Below are 17681 nucleotides of genomic sequence, written 5' to 3' on the forward strand. Positions count from 1 at the left end.
AAAGTGCAAGATCGGCGCGTGAAGGAGCGCGCGGAGAACGGCGCGCGGGGGCGCGGGGAAGGGCGGGGGCGCGGGGAAGGGCGGGGGCGCGGGGAGGGTTGTTAGTCGGCTAGGGCGCCGGCGGCTCGGCCCTCCTGCAGGGTCAGGTTGCGGCCGTTGGCCGGGTCGAACAGGTGGATCTTCTCCAGGTTGAACCAGACCCGCCGCGTCTGCCCCTCGGCGACCGGGGACTCGGCGGACAACCGGGTCACCAGGTTGCCACCGGCACCGGCGAAGTCGGCGGCGCCGGCGTCGGCGGCCAACTCCTCCAGCTCGGCGGCGCTGGCCTTCTCCCCCTCGACGGTGAAGTAGACGTACTTGTCCGAGCCCATCGACTCGACGATGTCCACCGGCGCCTCGAACTCCATCCCCCGCCGACGGGTGTCGTCGTCGACCAGTTCGGCGTCCTCGAAGTGCTCGGGCCGGATGCCGAGGATCAGCTCGCGGGGCGCGTCGGCCGCCTCCAGCTCCCGGCGGACCCGGTCACCGATCGGCACGGTGCCCAGGGCGGTGTGCAGCTCGCCGTCCTGCACGGCGGCGTGCAGGAAGTTCATCGACGGCGAGCCGATGAAGCCGGCCACGAAGAGGTTCTTGGGGTGGTCGTACAGCTCCTGCGGCGGCCCGACCTGCTGCACCGCGCCCCCGCGCATGATCACCACGCGGTCGCCGAGGGTCATCGCCTCGGTCTGGTCGTGGGTGACGTAGACGGTGGTGGTGCCGAGCTGCTTCTGCAGGCGGGACACCACGGTACGCATCTGCACCCGCAGCTTGGCGTCGAGATTGGACAACGGCTCGTCCATCAGGAACGCCTTCGGCTGGCGGACGATCGCCCGGCCCATCGCCACCCGCTGACGCTGGCCACCGGAGAGGTTGGCCGGCTTGCGGTCCAGCAGCGAGGTCAACTCCAGCACCTTCGCCGCCTCGTCGACCTTGCGGTCGATGGTCTCCTTGTCGAGCTTCGCCAGGCGCAGCGGGAACGCCATGTTCTCCCGCACCGTCATGTTGGGGTACAGCGCGTACGACTGGAACACCATGGCGATGTCCCGGTCCCGGGGGGCCTTGTCGTTGACCCGCTGCCCGGCGATGCGCAGCTCACCGGAGCTGATGTCCTCCAGCCCGGCGATCATGTTGAGGGTGGTGGACTTGCCGCAGCCCGAGGGCCCGACCAGGATCACGAACTCGCCGTCGGCGATCTCCAGGTCGACGTCCTGCACGGCGACGGTCCCGTCCGGGAAGCTCTTGCTCACCTTGTCCAGCACGATGTCAGCCATGACTACCCACCTATCCCTTGACCGCGCCGGAGGTCAGACCGGACACGATGCGACGCTGGAAGAAGAGAACGAACAGGATGATCGGAACGGTGATCACCACGGCGGCGGCGCAGATCGCCCCGGTGGGGTCCTCGAACTGCGACGCTCCGGTGAAGAACGACAGCGCGGCCGGCACCGTGCGGGACCGCTCGGTCGAGGTCAGCGAGATCGCGAACAGGAAGTCGTTCCAGCAGAAGATGAAGACCAGGATCGCCGTGGTGAACAGCCCGGGTGCGGCCAGTGGCGCGATCACCCGCCGGAACGCCTGCCCCTGGGTGGCGCCGTCCATCTTCGCGGCCTTCTCCAGGTCCCACGGGATCTGCTTGAAGAACGCCGAGAGCGTGTAGATCGCCAGCGGCAGCGCGAAGGTGATGTACGGCAGGATCAGCCCCGGCCAGGTGTCGAAGATCCCCAGCTGTCGCTCGATCTCGAACAGCGGCGACACCAGTGACACCTGCGGGAACATCGCGATCAGCAGGGAGACGCCGACCAGCAGCTTCTTTCCGGGGAAGTCCAGCCGGCTGATCGCGTACGCGGCCATCGCGCCGAGCACCACCGCGATCAGCGTGGCGATCAGCGCGATGCCGATCGAGTTGACCAGCGCCCGGACGAACTGGTCGGTGTCGAAGATGGTCCGGTAGTTGTCCAGCGTCCACTCCCGGGGGATGAAGTTCCCGTCGGTGAGGGTCGCCGGCGTCTTGAACGACAGCGACGCGATCCACAGCACCGGGACCAGCGCGAAGACGACCACGAGGACATCGAGCAGACCCCAGCGCAGCTTTGCCCTGGTCGTGGTTTCGACAGCCATGTCAGCGCCTCTCCCCGTCGTCGCTGCCCGGGGCAGCGGTGCCGAACAGCTTCACGAAGACGAAGGCGATGATCGCCACGGTGATGAAGATCAGCACCGACATCGTCGAGCCGATGCCGAGGTTGAGACCCCGGATCAGGTTGTTGTAGGCGAGCATCGACACCGACGAGGTCTCGTTGCCTCCGGCGGTCAACACGAAGATGTTGTCGAAGACCCGGAACGCGTCCAGGGTGCGGAACAGCAACGCGACCAGGATCGCCGGCTTCATCACCGGCAGCATCACCTTGGTGAACTTCTGCCAGGCGGTCGCGCCGTCGGTGGAGGCCGCCTTGAGCAGGTCCTCCGGGACCAGCGCCAGCCCGGCCATCAGCAGCAGCGCCATGAACGGGGTGGTCTTCCAGATCTCGGCCAGCATGATGATCGCCAGGGAGCTGGCCCGCTCGGTGAGCGGCGCGCCGTCGCTGAACAGGTCGGCCAGGTAGCCGGTACCGGGCGTCCAGGCGTACCGCCAGGAGAACGCGGCGACCACCGTGACGATCCCGTACGGGATCAGCGCCGAGGTGCGGACCAGACCGCGCCCGACGATGGTGCGGTGCATGATGATCGCCAGGCCCATGCCGAGCACCAGCTCGACGGCGACGGTGACCACCGTGATCAGCGCGGTCACCCCGAACGCCGTCCACCAGAACTCGTTGGTGAGCACGGTGACGTAGTTCTCCAGCCCGATGAACTCACGCTGGTCGGGGAAGCGCAGGTCGAAGCGCTGCAACGACAGCCAGACCGAGTAGATGATCGGGTACGCGGTCACCGCGATCATGACCAGCGCGGCCGGCGCGCAGAGCAGCAGACCGAGCCGGCGTTCGGCCTTCTTGTTCTCGCTCAACGGCGGCTTACCACGGCCGCCGCGTTGCTTCGGTACGGAGGCGGGCCGCTGGGTTTCCTCGGCGGCGACCTCGGCGCCGGTCGGGCTGGCGTTGATACTCACGGCAGGACCCCCTTGGACTGGAGGGCGTCGGCGATGGCGTCGCGCAGCTCGTCGGCGGTCTGCTGCGGGCGGATGCCGGACGGCGGCGACAGGATCGCCGACATCACTGTGGAGATGCTCTGGTAGGCGGGGGTCAGCGGACGCGTCGCCGGTTCCTTCAGCTCCTCCAGGATGGTGTCCTTCATCGGGTACGCCTCGGCCATCTCCGGGTCGTCGAAGACCGCCTCGATGGTCGGCGGCACACCGTCGTTGATGGCGGAGAACTTCTGGTGCTCGGCGCTGCGGATGCACCGGGCCGCCTCGAAGGACTGCTCCGGGTGCGTGGAGTAGGAGCTGACCGCCAGGTTGACCCCACCGATGGTGACCTTGCTGGGGGTGCCCTCGTCGATGCCCGGGATCCGGGCCCAGCCGACCTGCTTGGCCAGGTCCGGGTTCGCCTCCTGCAGAGCCGGGTAGACGAACGGCCAGTTCACCTGGAACGCGCCCGCGCCGGACTGGAACTCCAGCCGAACGGGGTCCTCGGTGGCGTTGCTGAACGACGGCGACGTCACGCCCGACGTGGCGAACTTCTTCAGCTGCTCCAACGCCCGGACCGTGCCCTCGTCCATCTCGGCCTTCGTGCCGTCGTCGTTGAGGATCTTCCCGCCAGCGCTTTCGGCGAGGGTGTTGTAGAGGACGACCAGACCCTCGTACTGCGCGCCCATGGTGAGCACCTGGTACGGCTTGCCCTGGTCCTTGAGCTGCTGGGCCGCGCTGATCATCTGGTCCCAGGTGGTCGGCGGCTGCGGCACCAGGTCCTTGCGGTACCAGAGCAGCTGGACGTTGGTGTTCTTCGGTGCCGCGTACAACTTGTCCTGGTAGCGGGCGGTGTCCAACGGCCCGGCGAGCGTGCCCTGCTCGACCTCGGCCTTGTCCTGGCCGGTCCACTCGCGGATCCAGTCGGCGCTGGCGAACTCCTGGGTCCAGGTGACGTCCAGCCCGAGCAGATCCATCCCGTCGTCCTCGGCGGCCAGCCGGCGCACCATCTGCACCCGCTGGTCGTCGGCCTGCCGGGGCAGCACCCGGTAGGCGATCTCGTAGCGTCCCTGGGCCTGCGCGTTGCAGTCGTCGACGACCTTCTGCAGGTTCTGCTCGGGCGGGTAGTACAGGTTGATCGTCGGTGGGCCACCAGCGTCGTCCCTGCCGCACGCGGCCAGCGGCGCCACGAGTGCCAGCGCGGCGGCCGCCGCGCCCAGCCGTGCTACCGGCCGGCGTCGGTGTCGAGCCGTTTCGGGGTCCGTCATCGCCCTCCCCCTCTCCTCGGCGAAAGACCGGGGAGGGCATCCGTGCCCCGGCGCACGGCGAGCCGATTCCGAGTCGGCAAGCTGCGGAAACACCGGCTCAGACGCTCTGTAGCGGGTACTCTGCCCCACCCGTGAAGCCGCGAAACCTGGCTGTCACAGCGGATGTTCACGCCGGTATATCGTGACGCCGAATAGCCCGGTAGTATGTGCCGCATGATAGCGGCGGCGGAGGGCGAGTCCATCGAGGACGGCGACCGGCAGACCCAACTCCTGCGGGGCGCACTGGACATGTGCCTGCTAGCGCTGCTGGCACGCGAGCCAGCGCACGGCTACGAGCTGGTTCGGCGGATGGAGACAGCCGGCTTCGGCGCCATCAGCTACGGCACCATCTATCCCCTGCTGACGCGCATGCGCAGACTCGGCCTTGTCGCTCACGAACAGCAGGTCAGCCCCACCGGCCCGCCGCGAAAGGTCTACGCGCTGACCGCGCCCGGTCGGATCCACCTCGATGCCTGGCAGAAACAGTGGGACCGCTTCACCGACACCGTCGACGCCGTTCTCCGCCCGCTCGAGCCCAACACCACGAGGAGTTGACCCATGGACACCATCGACAGCATTCTGGGCGAAGCCGACCAGGCGTGGCGGGGGTACGGGGTCGGCTCGGCCGACCGGGCGACACTCGCCGCCGACCTGCGCCTCGACCTGCGGGCCGCCGCTGCCGACGGGGGCGATCCCGCGCAGTTGATCGGCGGGGACGTGGCCGGCTTCGCCCGGCGGCTCGCCGACGAGGCTGGCGTCCAACGGGTGCGCGGCGACTACGGCCGCGTCCTCGGCACCGCGCTGATCGGCGCGGTGCTCGGTGTCGTGCTCGGCTACGGCCTCCTGATGGTGGCCTACCCGGCCTTCGTCCGCATGGTCGACATCCGCCGCTCGATCGACGTACCGGTCCAGCTCGCCGTCGCCGTCTACTACGGCATACCGGCCGCCGTGGTCGTCACAGGAGCGGTCATCGCGGTGCGGACCCGGTTACGCGACCTGCCCATGATCCGGCGGACGGCTCAGTTGATGAGCGTCCTCATGCCGATGGCGGGCCTCGTCATGACGCCGATCACTGTCGCCTTCGCCTGGGCCACGGACTACAGCACGGCACCGCCGGTGGTGGTCGCGGAGATCGCCATGGTCCTGGCCGCGCTCGCGGGCGCCGCGGCGCTGGCACGCCGCTTGTCGCTGCGCGAGGCCCGGACCGCCGCCGTCAGCCCGCACCCTGACGCCGCCAGAGTCAAACCCGCTTGAGGGTACGAGCAGCGCCAGCTCGGCAGCGCAGGACCCCGCCGCCCCGACCTGGCCGCAGCCGCCGTGGCGGGCCTGACCCACGACGCCGCGGTGCTGACCAGTGAGGGCCCCGGGTACTCCGACGGGGTGCCGCTGATCCACTTTCCGGGCTGAACGACGGCGCGCCGACCGTCAACCGCGGGCCCTGGCCCAGGAGAGGAAGCGCTCGGTCATCCGGGCCGGCGGGTGGTCCGGATGGAGTTGGGTGAGCTGGTTCGTCGCCTCGTACATCAGAGTGCCGAGATAGATCAGCAGCGCGGTCCGGTCGGCCCGATACTCCGTGAGCAGGGCGAGCTTGGCCGGCTGGCAGGGCCACTCCCGGCCGCAGTTGCGGCACCGCCAGAGCGGGCGCATGGCGACGTGCGGGACGGGCGGCCGGACCACAACCATCACCGCCACCGCACCGATGGGCTCAGCACATCGTCCTCCTGAAGGTGGGTGAGGGGGCCGCTCCCGCAAGGGGGAGACGGGAGCGACCCCGGGTGCAGAGCCTGCCGCCGCCACTCCGGCCACCAGCGGACCCGCCACTGGTGACAGTCTGGTGATGAGGCGACTACCGTCGATACGTGCTCGCGCCATCCGTGCAGCTCAGCCGTCCAGGTGAGCACCCATGAGGGACACGCCGAGCCACACTGAGCGAAGGTTGGGGAATCGATGGGGACCGTGACCGACTACGTGCTGGAGGAGTTGCGCCTGCTCCGGGCGGAAACAGGGCTCAGTCAGGAAGATTTCGGCAGAGGCATCGGCTATTCGGGTTCACACGTCAGCTCGGTGGAGACCGGCGGGCGACCGCCCACGAAGGAGTACATGAGGGCGCTCGACACCCACCACCAGACCGGCGGGCGCTTCCTCCGCATGCTGGACGGGTTGGCCCGGCTCGACGCCGAGCCGGCCTGGCTTCGCGAGTGGATCGAGTTCGAGCGGGAGGCGACCACGCTGCGCTGGTTCGAGTTGGCGTACGTGCCGGGCCTGCTCCAGACCGAGCGGTACGCTCGCGCGACACTGGCCGGTGGCCGGTTCGACCCCGAGGACGTGGACCGGATCGTCGCCTCCCGGCTGGAGCGCCAGGCGATCCTGCAACGCCCGCGCCCGCCGCAGCTCATCGCCGTGCTGGACGAGGCGGTGCTGCGCCGGCCGGTGCTCGACCAGCCGGGCCTCATGGTCGAGCAGTGCGAGCACCTGGCCCAGTTGGCGGTGGCGGAACATATCCAGGTGCACATCGTCCCGACGGATGCTGGGATGTACCTGGGGCTGGCCGGTCAGTTCATCATCGCCGAGATGCCGGACGGCGAGCGGGTGGCCCACGCCGACAACCAGCTCACCGCGCAGGTGGTTGACGCGTCGACCGACGTCGCTAAGCTGGCGAAGACATGGGAGATCGTGCGGAACGAGGCGCTCCCCCGCCGGCAGTCAACCGAGCTGATCAAGGAAGTGGCGAAGTCATGGGCATGCTGACTCCACAGTGGCGAAAGTCGACCCGGTCCGGCGGCAACGGCGGCTCCTGCGTCGAGGTCGCCGACAACCTGCCGAGCGTGGTGCTGGTGCGCGACACCAAGGACCGCGACGGCGGCACCCTGCACGTCGACCCAACAGCTTGGAAAGCCTTCATCACGTACGCCAAACAGCACTAACCCCCCCTTCCCCACCCCGCCCCTGCCTGCCCCCGGCCCCGCGGCCCGGCCAACCGCGCCGATCTTGCAGTTTCGGTCGTCGAAAAGCGTGGAATGCCGCCTAAGTCGCGACAGTAAGTGCAAGATCGCGGCAGGCCTGGCCGGGGCCGAGACCGCAACGGGCGCGGGTACCCCTCGGGACCAGGCATGCTGGCACGATGATCGCGCGCTTCAAGGACCTCTGCCTGGACGCCAACGACCCGCTGGCGCTGGGCGCCTTCTGGGCCCGGATGCTCGACGGGGACGTGGCCGACGCCGGTGACGACGACACGCGGGTGGACCCCCGCTCGGCCCGCTCACCCGCAGAGTCGATCTGGGTGAACAAGGTTCCGGAGCCCCGGGTCGGCAGGACCCGCGTACACCTGGATCTGCGGTTGCCCGGTGCGGACCCGGCGGCGTTGCTGGCGGACGGTGCCCGGCTGGTCCGCGAGCCGAACGACGACGGCCGGTGGGTGCTGGCCGACCCGGACGGCAACGAGTTCTGTGCGCTCGCGGCCGACGCCGACAGTCGACCGGGCCCGTCTCAGCTGGTGGTGGACGCGCTCGACCCGGCCGCCCAGGCGACCTGGTGGGCCGGCGTGCTCGGCGGCACCGCCGAACACGGATCGACCGACGCGTTGGTGCTCGGGTCCGCCGGCCTGCCGTGGGACCACTGGATCTTCGACGGGGTGGATGAGCCCAAGACGGTCAAGAACCGTATGCACTGGGACGTCGAGCTGGCCGACCCGGAGCCGATGGCGCTGATCGCGGCGGGCGCGACGCTGCTGCGCGAGCCGCTCGACGAGGCGCACTGGTGGTGGGTGCTGGCCGACCCCGAGGGCAACGAGTTCTGCGCCTTCGCACCACGCCCCACCGGGTGAACGACCGACTACCGAGCGCGGGCGTCGTCGGCTAGCGTTTTCCTAGCGCCGTAGCTGGCGCGTTCGCCGCCGTCGTCGACACGCCTCCGGCCGACCCATGCCTGCCCGATCGGTTGGTAATCGCGGGAACGTCCCACCGCCGCTCCCCCGTTTCGGCAGGATCGTCCCAACGAGGAGGTGCCGTCGTGCAGGACACCCGCGCTCTCGCCCTGACATTCGAGGTGAGCGGCCTGCCACCGGTCAAGACCGAAGCGTTGTCCATCTTCGCCGCCGGGCACCGGCAGGCGACGAGGGTCCGCACCCTGCTCCAGGCCGCCCTCGCCGCGGCCCAGCGCACCGGCTGGACACCGTTGCCCGGGCCGATCGAGGTGGACCTGGTGTTGCGCTGCCCGCCCGGGCACCGGACGTCCGACGCCAGCACCCTGCTCGGCGGCGTCTGCGCGGTGTTGCAGGACAAGAAGCGGGTGTCGAGCATCGGCCTCACCCACCTCGGTGTGCTGGTGGACGTCGCCCTCTACGACGACGACCGGCAGATCCGCCGGCTGTCGTACCGCGAGGAGCCGGCTGAGGAGTTCTCGTACCAGGTGCGGGTCGCCGCCGTACCGACAGGGGTTTGACCGACGTCCGCGGTGGGGTATCGCGGACGCCGACGAAGGGAGCACCGATGTCGGAGCCACATGTCACGCTCGACCCCCGCGGGCTCGATCCTGTGCAGCAGAAGCTGCGCGGCCCGCTGGAGGAGCAGCTGACCTCGGCGCTTCAGGCAGCCACCGAGCGGGTCCGCTCCGGCTACGCCGGCGAGCCGGTCGAGCAGGTCTGCCAGCGGCTGTTGGAGGAGACCCGCTCCGGGTTGCATCCCGACATCGCGGCCGGCTTCAACCCGGACATGGACGAGTTCTGCCGGGTGGCGGTGGCGATCGTCCGACGCGAGGAAGGCTGAGCCGCAGCGGCTCCCGCAGCGGCTCTCAGTATCGGCTGAGCTGGGCGTACGGGCTGAGCACGATCCTCGGCGACAGCGCCGGGTCCAGCCAGTTGAGCACGTCGACCAGGTGATCGTGGGCGAGGGAGACACAACCGGCGGTGGCGTTGCCGGCGCTGGTGCTGAACTGGTGCAGGAAGATCCCGCTGCCCGCGTTCGGCACCGGCTTCGACACGTTCGGCGGCATGTTGTAGGTGATCACCGCGAAGTGCGTGTACGCGGGGACCTCCTGCCACAGTGCCTCGCTGGCCCCACCCGGGTTGGTCGCACTGTGCTGGAAGGTGTTGTAGAGCGCCGACGACGGGTTCTCGTTCCACCAGTCACCGCTGACCAGCCGGTGGTAGGGGAACCGCACGCCCGGGTCGGCGGCGATGCCGTACATGGTGGGGCCGATCGAGTAGACGCCGGTCGGCGTGGTCGGCACACCCTCCACGTGGTTGTCGCTGAAGCCCTTCGAGCCGATCCGGGCGGGCAACGACGCCGAGGCCGGCTGCCAGGTGCTCCGCACCCGCACGAACGCCTCCAGGGTGGCGTAGGTGGTGGTGTAGCTGCTGGCGCCGACGACGATCACCTGCTTCGTCTCCGCCGGCAGCGTGGTCAGCGCGCTGGCCCGGTTCTGGGGCTGCCACATCGGCGGGGGTCGCCGCGGCGGGGCCGTGGCTGCGCCCGCGCGCAGCGGGCCGCTCGCCGCGAGTGCGGGCGCGGCCGGGGCGAGCGCGGCCGGGGCGAGCGCGGCCGGGGCGACCAGACCCGCCGCCGCGCCGAGAAAGAGAGATCTGCGTTTCATGCCGCCATCCTGACAGTCGAACCGGCGCGCGGTGTGCCCCGTTCGAACGATCCGCGGGCCGGGTCAGGACCGGGTCCGCAACTACCCGGCCCTGACCCTCGGCCGTCCGGCGGGAAAAGCGGACAGCTCCGGCACCCCGCCGCGCGGGCGTGGCACGACGCCACGCGCCAGAACGGGGTGAGCCAGCCACTTCGCACTCAGCTCCACGGTGCTCACCCGCCGAACGCCGACGCGCCCCGACACACCCCGGGGGGCCGGGAGCGCCGGGCCAGGTTAGGCGCGCCCCGACCGGCCGGACAAGCCGTGTCGGACGACCGGCGTCAGGACTGATCCCACGCTGAAAATCGGACAGATTCGCGTAACGCGACCATGATCGCCGACGCTGTTCGGCTTCGGGACGGTCAGAAGTGGCGCAGCAGGTCCCGGAACGCGGCGAGCCGCAGCACCCCGCCGTCGGTCGGGTCCAGCTCGTCGTCCTCCAGCACCCAGGTGTTCTCGTTCGGAATGAACACCGCGTTCAACCCGGCGGCCCGGGCCGGCAGGATGTCGGACTTCGGGGAGTTGCCGATCATCCACGCGCCGTCCGGCGTGAAGCCGTGCTCCCGAGTCAGCCACCGGTACGTGTCGACGTTCTTCTCGGCGACGATGTGCGCCGCCCCGAAGTGGTGCAGCAGACCGCAGGCGTCCAGCTTGCGCTGCTGCTCCTCGCGGTCGCCCTTGGTGAGCAGCAGCAACTCGTGCCGGCCGGCCAACTCGTCGAGCGCGTCGGCCACCCCGGGCATCAGCTCCACCTGGTGCTCGACGAGCGCCACCGCCAGCCGGTCGATCTCCTGACGTTCGGAGTCGGTGGCCGGCCGCTCCCGCAGCCGCTCCAGGCACTCCGCCAGGCTGCGCAGGAAGACCTTGCTGCCGTACCCGTGCGCCACCGCGTTGGCCCGCTCGATGTCGTCGAGGACGGCCCGCAGCGCGGCCCGGTCCAGGGTGGGATGGTCCAGCCAGCCCAGGAAGTCGTCGATCACCCGCTCGAAGACGACGTTGTTCTCCCACAACGTGTCGTCCGCATCGAAGATCAACACCTGTGCCTGCCGTCGCGCCGCCACGCCGACCGTCATGCCATGCCCTCCCCGTGCCATCGCCCGCCAGGCCGAGAGACAGGATAGGCGGGCGATCGATGTGAGATCTTCCGGATTTTCGTGAACCGTTGCGGCACGGCCGCCGTCATGGGGACGCGACATCCATGATGATTCCCGCCCAGGTTCGGGACCGCTGTTGAGGAGTACGACATGGCCACCATGAAATGGGTCACCGGCGCGGCGATGCTGGCCTGCACCAGCGCGCTGGTGGCGTGCCACGGCGGTGCCGACCCGACGCCGGGCACCGCGGCGGGCACGCCGACGCCGTCGGGTGCCGTGGCAGGCACGTCGACGCCCACGGCAGCGACGCCGCCCCCGTCGGCGGCGGCGGCGACCGACCCGCTGCTGTCCGGCAAGCGGGAGATCACGATCACCCGGGTGCGGGGGTCGGGGGAACCGTTGGAGATCAGCGGGCGGCTCGAGGAGGGCGGCGACACCGGCGGTCGCATCCTGTTCGTACCGACACCGATCGGCGGCGACCGGTACGTCATCAGGGCATTCGGCACCAAGGACGGCCACCCCGCGAACGACGATCCGTCCTGCTGGCAGGTCAACGGCCTGGACATCGAACCCGAACTGACCATCGGAGTCGCCGTCTGCGACCAGGACGACCCGATCCAGCGGTTCACCATCATCGCCAAGGGCGACGGCACGTACGCGATCGGCAGCGAGACCCGGTTCCTCCAGCACCTCCCCGGCAACGGCCTCATCCTCAAGGAGTTGGGCAACGCGAAGCTGAACACCACGTTCCGGTTCGCCGACGAGGGCCCGGCCGACCGCGAGCCCCTCAACTGACCACGATCGGCTGTGGGCCGTGCGGTGGTCACGGCCACCGCAGCAACCGCTGCGCGATCAGCGCCTCGCGGTCCTCCTGCCCCTCGGGTCGCAGCCGGCCGCCCCGGGTGAGCATCACCACGCCGTGCAGCAGGCTCCAACCCACCTCGGCGAGGGTGTCCGGGTCCCGCCCCTCGGCCAGCGGGGTCAGGGCCGCCCGCAGTTCGGCGAAGACCGCCCGCGGCGCGGCCGGCACCCCGTCCACGCCGAGGGCCAGGTCGGGGGTCAGCGCGAGCATCGCGTCATAGACCTCGGGATTCGTGTACGCGAAGTCGAGGTACGCGGACGCGACCGCCGGCCATACCCCCTCCGGGCTGCCGGTGGTCTCCGCGTGCGCCTCGGCGAGGTCGGCGGCCAGATCGGCGAAGGCGCACACCGCGACCGCGGCGATCAGCGCCTCCAGATCGGCGAAGTGCCGGTAGATGTCGCCCATGTCGATCTCGGTGCGTTCGGCGAGCCGCCGGGTGGTGACACCCGCCCAGCCCTCCGTCTCAGCCAACTCTCGCGCGACAGTGACGATGAGGTCACGCCGGTCCTGTTCAGTGGCCTTCTCGGCAGGTCCGGGCACGACCACGAGCGTAAGCGCGCACACCTGCCGTAGCCCTCCGGTGACAGATTGGCGACTGTTGTGGTGAGGCGACGCCTTCGCTCCACGTGCCACAGCCGCCCCTGACTCGTTAGGCGAGGAGATCACCGCGACGGGAGGGCACGTGATCGGTCGGCGACATCCGCGCGCGGCGAACCGATGAGGAACACCCCCGACGGGTTGCTGCGCAACGAGACCACCCGCCAGCGGGCCACCTTCCTGGAGCTCTTCCTCGACCTGGTCTTCGTCTTCGCCCTGACCAGGATCTCCGCGCGCCTGATCACCGACTTCACCGACGGCCAACGCGGCGTGTACGCGGGCCTCGGCCAGGCTCTGCTGCTGTTCCTGGCGCTGTGGGCGGTCTGGTCGGTGACGGTGTGGTCGACCAGTTGGCTGGACCCGGACACCCCGATCGTCCAGACCGTCATCATCATGACGTTGGTCGGTTCCATGACGATGGCCGTCGCCGTGCCGGACGGCTTCGGCGCACGGGCCTCCCTCTTCGCCATCACCCTGGTGACCCTCCAGATCGGCCGGGTGGTGTTCTTCCGCGTCGTCGGGCACGGCCGGCCGGACCCGCAACAGTCCATCCGGATCCTGTTCTGGTTCGGCGTAAGCGCACCGTTCTGGGTCGTCGGCGGGCTGGTCGACGACGGCAGGGCTCGCGGGGCGCTCTGGACACTCGCCGTCCTGATCGACTACACCGGACTGTTCCTCGGCTGGCCGACCCCCCGACTCGGCGCACGACGGCTCGGCGTCCAGACGATCGCGGCCGAGCACCTGGCCGAGCGGTACCAGCAGTTCCTCCTCATCGCTCTCGGCGAAGCGATCTTCGTGATCGGGCTCGCCTTCAGCGGCAGCGAGTTCCACACCGACCAGACGGGTGGCTTCGTCCTGGCGCTGGCGAGCACCGTCCTGCTCTGGCGGATCTACTTCCACGAGGCCGGGGGGATGCTGGGCACTGCGGTCGACCGTTCCCGTAACCCGACCCGGCTCGCGACCGACATGGCGTTCGCCCACCTGACCATGATCGCGGGGATCGTGCTCACCGGCGTCGGCTTCGAACTGTTCATCACCGAGCCGCGCGGTCACCTCCCGCCGACCTGGCTCATCGCCATCCTCGGGGGCCCCGCGCTCTTCCTCGCCGGGCGATCGACGCTCGAATACCAGGTATTCGGCCGGGTCTCCCGAAGCCGGATCGCCGGCCTGCTGACCCTCGGCCTCCTGAGCCCGGCGGCACCGCACCTCCGGCCGGTCACCGCCGGCGCGGTTGCCGCCGTGGTGCTGCTCGGCATCGTCGCAGCGGACACACGACGTTCCCGTCGACAGCCACCGGAGACACCCACTCCCCCGTACTAGGTGCTCTCATCGGCGCAGGGTGGTCGCCCGCCGCATGTGCGACAGCTTCTCCGGATTGCGCACGGCGTAGACCCCGCTGATCAGACCATCGTCGAGCCGCAGCGCGAGGACCGTGTCGACCGCGCCGTCGAGCCGCAGAATCAGCGCCGGGTGACCGTTGACCTGGGTGGGGTGCAACGACATGGTCGCGGTCCTGGCGTGTGTGCTGCACAGCAGACGGGCCACCTTGTCGGCCCCGGCGACAGGCCGCAGCACGGCCTGCTTGATCCCGCCGCCGTCGCCGAGGAGCACCACATCCGGCGCGAGGACGTCGAGCAGGCCCTGCACGTCGCCGGTCTCGACGGCTCGCCGGAACGCGTTCAACGCCCGCCGCGTGTCCGCCGCCGAGACCATCCCCCGGGGTCGGCGCGCGGCCACGTGCGCCCGCGCCCGATGCGCGATCTGGCGGACCGCGGCCGGACTCTTGTCGACCGCCTCGGCGATCTCGTCGTAGGCGAGGTCGAAGACCTCCCGGAGGACGAACACCGCCCGTTCGGTCGGCGCGAGTGTCTCCAGCACCAGCAGCATGGCCATCGAGACGCTCTCGGCGAGTTCGACGTCGTCGGCGACGTCGGGTGCGGTCAGCAGCGGTTCCGGCAACCAGGAGCCGACATAGGACTCTCTGCGCCGACCGACCGCCCGCAGCCGGTTGAGCGACAGTCGGGTGGTGATCCGGACCAGGTAGGCGCGCTGGTCGCGCACCGCCGCCAGATCCGCGTCCGCCCACCGCAGCCAGGTCTCCTGGAGTACGTCCTCCGCGTCCGCGGCCGAGCCGAGCATCTCGTACGCGACGGTGAAGAGCAGGTTCCGGTGCGTGACGAACGCGTCGACGGCCCGGTCCCCCCGGCCGTCCGCGCTCGTGGTTGCGCCTCCCGCGTCCATGCGCCCTCCAGTCTGACCTAACTCGACCGCGTCGCCCACCAGACACCGCTCCCGCGACTTCTGTGACACCGGGCGTCCCGTGCTCCTCGTCACGTCCCGAGCTGTCACAGCGCACCGGCCGGCGGTGTCTCCTGTGCGACTACGGAGGGACACTCATGAACCTGGCACTGTGGATCGCGGCCGGACTGTTGGCCGCAGTCGCCCTGGCCGGCGGCATCACCAAGACGTTCGTACCCAAGCAGAAGTTGGCCGCCCACGACGGCGGCGGATGGACCGGCGACGCCAGCGTGGGCTTCGTCAAGACCCTCGGGGTCCTCGAACTCCTGGCCGCGGTCGGCCTGGTCCTGCCCGGCGTGCTCGACATCGCACCGGTGCTGGTGCCGGTGACCGCCATCTGCTGGATCCTGCTGATGGTCGGCGCGATGATCACCCACCTGCGCTACGGCGAGGCGAGGTTCATCGTGCTGAATCTGATCTACCTCGCGATCGCCGCGTTCGTGGCCTGGGGCCGCCTCGGACCCGAGCCGCTCAGCGGCTGACCTGAGCCCGCTCCTGCCCCGGCTGGTCGACGACCCCCGCCGGCCTCGCGCGATGAGGTCGCGGAGCGCACCGGGCGCGGACCTGCCGGGGCAGGGCGGCGCTCAGGAGGGCGCGGCGGCGGGGAACCCGTCGGTGAGCGCGCCGATCACCCGCTGGATCCGGTGCGCCGCCGTCGGGTCGGTGGGGTCGGTCGACGCGACGTGGTGCAGCACGCCGACCACCGCCAGGGCCAGCGCCTCGGTGTCGACGCCGGCCGGCACGCGCCCGCGGGTCCGCTCGGCGGCCAGGTAGTCGGCGACCGCGCGTTCGACCCCCCGCAGCCCCGACATCCCACTGCCCAGGACCGCCTCGACGTTCGCCGCCAACTCCGGCCGGAACGCGGTGAGCCGGGTCAACGCCGTCAGCGTGCCCAGCGGTGTCGCCAGGACGGCCTGGCGCAGGTTGTCGGCGACCGTGCCGGACCCGGCGCGCTCCGGTAGGCCGGCCACCTCGCCGGTGATGTGGAAGACGCGGTCGACCGCGAACCCGGTCAGGAAGTCGTCGAAGTTCGCGAAGTGCGCGTAGAGCAGGCCGGTCGCGACGCCGGCCTCGCGCGTGACGGCCCGGCCGGTGAGCCGGCTCGGCCCCTCTTCCACGATCAACCGCTCGACGGCGGCGAAGAGCTGCTGTCTGAGCGCTGGGATGGCGACACCGCGCGGCATGGCTTGAAGTCTAGGCGGTTGCGCCGCCGCCGTTTGCGTCGGTATGAACAGTCGCTCATACTGGTTTGAGCAGATGCTCATTCTAGTGGCGAGGTGCGCGATGCGACGTGCGGTGATCGTGGGTGCGGGGATAGCCGGGCTGGCCACAGCCCTCCGACTCCACCAGGACGGATGGCAGGTCCTCGTGGCCGAACGGGCCCCGGCCCGACGCAGCAGCGGCTACCTGGTGAACCTGATCGGGCCGGGCTACGACGCCGCCGAACGCCTCGGCCTGCTCCCCGCCCTGTCCGCCGCCGACCTGGGCCCGTTCACCACCGTGCTGGTCCACGCCGACGGACGGCCCAAGTTCACCGTGCCGTCCGCCATCGCCGAGGCCGCACTCGGCAAGCGGGCCCTCTCGGTATTCCGCGGCGACCTGGAAGCCAGCCTCTTCGAAGCGGTGCGGGACCGGGTCGACATCCGCTTCGGCACCACCGTCACGTCCGTCGACCAGGACACCGACCACGTACGCGTGCAGTTGAGCGACGGCACCACCGAACAGGCCGACCTGCTGGTCGGTGCCGACGGAGTGCACTCCACCACCCGCACCGCCCTGTTCGGCCCCGACTTCCGGGTGGACCTCCCGTACCTCGTGGCCGCCTTCGGGCTGCCCCACCCGATGCCGGGCGTGCCCGAGTCGTCCGCCACCACCCACATCGGTCCCGGGCGCACCGCGGCGATGATCAACCTGGGCCCGCAGCGGTCGTCGGCGTTCTTCACCTATCGCCGCACGGAGCCCGCCGCCGACCTGGGACGCGGGCCGGTCGACGCGCTGCGGGCCGCGTTCGGAGATCTGGCCGGTGGCGTGCCCGACGCCATCGACCATCTTGCGCAGGACCCGTCCAGCGCCTACTTCGACGCCGTCAGCCAGGTGGTCATGCCACGCTGGAGCACCGGCCGCGTCGTCCTGCTCGGAGACGCGGCCTGGTGCGTGACGCTCTTCGCCGGACACGGCGCGGCCCTCGCCCTCGCCGGCGCCGACCACCTCGGCACCGCCCTGCGACGGCACGCCGACGACCTCCCGGCGGCACTCGCCGAGTGGGAGGCCGGACTCCGCCCCGAGGTCGGCAAACGACAGGCGCTCGCCCGCCGGGGAATGGCCCAGTACGCGCCACCCAGCCGATTCCACGTCTGGATGAGCGACCTGACCATCCGGGCGGTCACCCTGCCCGGCATCAGCGGCCTCGTCCGGCGGGGCATCGAACGGGCGAACCGCTGAGCGGCGCCCCGCGTCACGTCCGCAACAACGGCGGCCTCCTCGACCTGGCGACGATGCTCGCGCGGCACCTGCCGAGCCTGGCCGATCGGGTGCCGGCCCGGAGTGTGGCGACGACAAGGTTCGGGAAGCCGCGAAGACCGAGCCGGCGTTCCGCGAGCCGCCGCCCTTCAGGGTCAGGCGCCGATGATCAGCGACGACAAGGCCCGCAACGTCCTCGGCTGGCGGCCCCGCCCGGTGGCAACCACCGACACCGCCGACAGCCTCATCCAGCTCGGCGTGATCACCATCTGACGCAG

The 17681-nt window shown here is 70.4% G+C and carries 21 protein-coding genes; 11 read left to right on the forward strand and 10 right to left on the reverse strand.

Annotated elements, in window-relative coordinates:
• Nucleotides 1–101: 101 nt before the first annotated feature.
• Genes ACZ6NZ_RS31060 through ACZ6NZ_RS31075 form a run of 4 tightly spaced genes read right to left on the reverse strand, consistent with a single transcriptional unit; the run spans nt 102 to nt 4425 of the window.
• Entirely contained in the window at nt 102–1310 is a 1209-nt protein-coding gene (locus ACZ6NZ_RS31060; protein ID WP_465861400.1) for an ABC transporter ATP-binding protein, read from the reverse strand.
• Nucleotides 1311–1320: 10 nt separating this feature from the next.
• Entirely contained in the window at nt 1321–2157 is an 837-nt protein-coding gene (locus tag ACZ6NZ_RS31065; protein WP_366608667.1) for a carbohydrate ABC transporter permease, read from the reverse strand.
• Between the two features lies 1 nt (nt 2158).
• Nucleotides 2159–3142: a carbohydrate ABC transporter permease gene (locus ACZ6NZ_RS31070; protein WP_465861402.1), complete on the reverse strand. Its 984-nt coding sequence runs from the start codon at nt 3140–3142 to the stop codon at nt 2159–2161.
• Nucleotides 3139–4425: an ABC transporter substrate-binding protein gene (locus ACZ6NZ_RS31075; RefSeq protein WP_465861404.1), complete on the reverse strand. Its 1287-nt coding sequence runs from the start codon at nt 4423–4425 to the stop codon at nt 3139–3141. The genes ACZ6NZ_RS31070 and ACZ6NZ_RS31075 overlap by 4 nt, the downstream gene beginning before the upstream one ends.
• 213 nt (nt 4426–4638) lie before the next feature.
• Here ACZ6NZ_RS31075 and ACZ6NZ_RS31080 point away from each other — a divergent pair, with 213 nt between their 5' ends.
• Nucleotides 4639–5019, forward strand: coding sequence for a PadR family transcriptional regulator (locus ACZ6NZ_RS31080; RefSeq protein ID WP_465861405.1), 381 nt, complete (start codon nt 4639–4641; stop codon nt 5017–5019).
• 3 nt (nt 5020–5022) lie between these two features.
• Nucleotides 5023–5718: a hypothetical protein gene (locus ACZ6NZ_RS31085; protein ID WP_465861407.1), complete on the forward strand. Its 696-nt coding sequence runs from the start codon at nt 5023–5025 to the stop codon at nt 5716–5718.
• Nucleotides 5719–5889: 171 nt separating this feature from the next.
• Here ACZ6NZ_RS31085 and ACZ6NZ_RS31090 read toward each other — a convergent pair whose 3' ends face one another.
• Nucleotides 5890–6147 (reverse strand): flavin reductase, encoded by a 258-nt coding sequence (locus ACZ6NZ_RS31090; protein WP_465861408.1) that lies wholly within the window; start codon nt 6145–6147, stop codon nt 5890–5892.
• A gap of 264 nt (nt 6148–6411) precedes the next feature.
• On the opposite strand from ACZ6NZ_RS31090, the gene ACZ6NZ_RS31095 reads away from it, so the two are divergent.
• The 5 genes from ACZ6NZ_RS31095 (at nt 6412) to ACZ6NZ_RS31115 (ending at nt 9227) form a co-directional block, all read left to right on the forward strand.
• A complete protein-coding gene (locus ACZ6NZ_RS31095) occupies nt 6412–7212 on the forward strand; it encodes a helix-turn-helix domain-containing protein (protein ID WP_465861409.1) in 801 nt (266 codons plus the stop codon).
• Entirely contained in the window at nt 7206–7388 is a 183-nt protein-coding gene (locus ACZ6NZ_RS31100) for a DUF397 domain-containing protein (RefSeq protein WP_396795626.1), read from the forward strand. The genes ACZ6NZ_RS31095 and ACZ6NZ_RS31100 overlap by 7 nt, the downstream gene beginning before the upstream one ends.
• Before the next feature lie 197 nt (nt 7389–7585).
• The gene (locus tag ACZ6NZ_RS31105; protein ID WP_465861411.1) at nt 7586–8287 is read left to right on the forward strand and encodes a VOC family protein; all 702 of its coding nucleotides are present in this window, start codon (nt 7586–7588) and stop codon (nt 8285–8287) included.
• 185 nt (nt 8288–8472) lie between these two features.
• Nucleotides 8473–8904 carry a RusA family crossover junction endodeoxyribonuclease gene (locus tag ACZ6NZ_RS31110; protein ID WP_465861412.1) on the forward strand — a complete coding sequence of 144 codons (432 nt, stop codon included), beginning with the start codon at nt 8473–8475 and terminating at the stop codon, nt 8902–8904.
• Between the two features lie 47 nt (nt 8905–8951).
• Nucleotides 8952–9227, forward strand: a complete 276-nt coding sequence (locus ACZ6NZ_RS31115; RefSeq protein WP_357230032.1) for a hypothetical protein — start codon at nt 8952–8954, stop codon at nt 9225–9227.
• A gap of 25 nt (nt 9228–9252) precedes the next feature.
• On the opposite strand, the gene ACZ6NZ_RS31120 is transcribed toward ACZ6NZ_RS31115, so the two are convergent.
• Together ACZ6NZ_RS31120 and ACZ6NZ_RS31125 are read right to left on the reverse strand one after the other, a co-directional pair.
• A complete protein-coding gene (locus ACZ6NZ_RS31120) occupies nt 9253–10053 on the reverse strand; it encodes a L,D-transpeptidase family protein (RefSeq protein ID WP_465861413.1) in 801 nt (266 codons plus the stop codon).
• Between the two features lie 401 nt (nt 10054–10454).
• Nucleotides 10455–11165 (reverse strand): HAD family hydrolase, encoded by a 711-nt coding sequence (locus ACZ6NZ_RS31125; protein ID WP_465861415.1) that lies wholly within the window; start codon nt 11163–11165, stop codon nt 10455–10457.
• 171 nt (nt 11166–11336) lie between these two features.
• Here ACZ6NZ_RS31125 and ACZ6NZ_RS31130 point away from each other — a divergent pair, with 171 nt between their 5' ends.
• On the forward strand, nt 11337–11981 hold the full coding sequence (locus ACZ6NZ_RS31130) for a hypothetical protein (protein WP_465861417.1): 645 nt from the start codon (nt 11337–11339) through the stop codon (nt 11979–11981).
• Nucleotides 11982–12009: 28 nt separating this feature from the next.
• Here the strand turns inward: ACZ6NZ_RS31130 and ACZ6NZ_RS31135 are convergent, their stop codons facing one another.
• Nucleotides 12010–12588, reverse strand: a complete 579-nt coding sequence (locus ACZ6NZ_RS31135) for a TetR/AcrR family transcriptional regulator (RefSeq protein ID WP_366608678.1) — start codon at nt 12586–12588, stop codon at nt 12010–12012.
• 177 nt (nt 12589–12765) lie between these two features.
• Here ACZ6NZ_RS31135 and ACZ6NZ_RS31140 point away from each other — a divergent pair, with 177 nt between their 5' ends.
• The gene (locus tag ACZ6NZ_RS31140; RefSeq protein WP_465861418.1) at nt 12766–13965 is read left to right on the forward strand and encodes a low temperature requirement protein A; all 1200 of its coding nucleotides are present in this window, start codon (nt 12766–12768) and stop codon (nt 13963–13965) included.
• A 6-nt stretch (nt 13966–13971) separates the two neighbouring features.
• Here the strand turns inward: ACZ6NZ_RS31140 and ACZ6NZ_RS31145 are convergent, their stop codons facing one another.
• A complete protein-coding gene (locus ACZ6NZ_RS31145; protein ID WP_465861420.1) occupies nt 13972–14886 on the reverse strand; it encodes an RNA polymerase sigma-70 factor in 915 nt (304 codons plus the stop codon).
• A gap of 155 nt (nt 14887–15041) precedes the next feature.
• Here ACZ6NZ_RS31145 and ACZ6NZ_RS31150 point away from each other — a divergent pair, with 155 nt between their 5' ends.
• Nucleotides 15042–15425, forward strand: coding sequence for a DoxX family protein (locus tag ACZ6NZ_RS31150; RefSeq protein ID WP_465861421.1), 384 nt, complete (start codon nt 15042–15044; stop codon nt 15423–15425).
• A 102-nt stretch (nt 15426–15527) separates the two neighbouring features.
• On the opposite strand, the gene ACZ6NZ_RS31155 is transcribed toward ACZ6NZ_RS31150, so the two are convergent.
• Nucleotides 15528–16127 carry a TetR/AcrR family transcriptional regulator gene (locus tag ACZ6NZ_RS31155; protein ID WP_465861423.1) on the reverse strand — a complete coding sequence of 200 codons (600 nt, stop codon included), beginning with the start codon at nt 16125–16127 and terminating at the stop codon, nt 15528–15530.
• Nucleotides 16128–16227: 100 nt separating this feature from the next.
• Between ACZ6NZ_RS31155 and ACZ6NZ_RS31160 the strand changes: the two genes are divergently transcribed.
• Complete coding sequence (locus ACZ6NZ_RS31160; RefSeq protein WP_465861425.1) at nt 16228–17385, forward strand: FAD-dependent oxidoreductase; 1158 nt, start codon at nt 16228–16230, stop codon at nt 17383–17385.
• Nucleotides 17386–17681 lie beyond the last annotated feature (296 nt).

Source organism: Micromonospora sp. NPDC047756 (assembly GCF_055587245.1).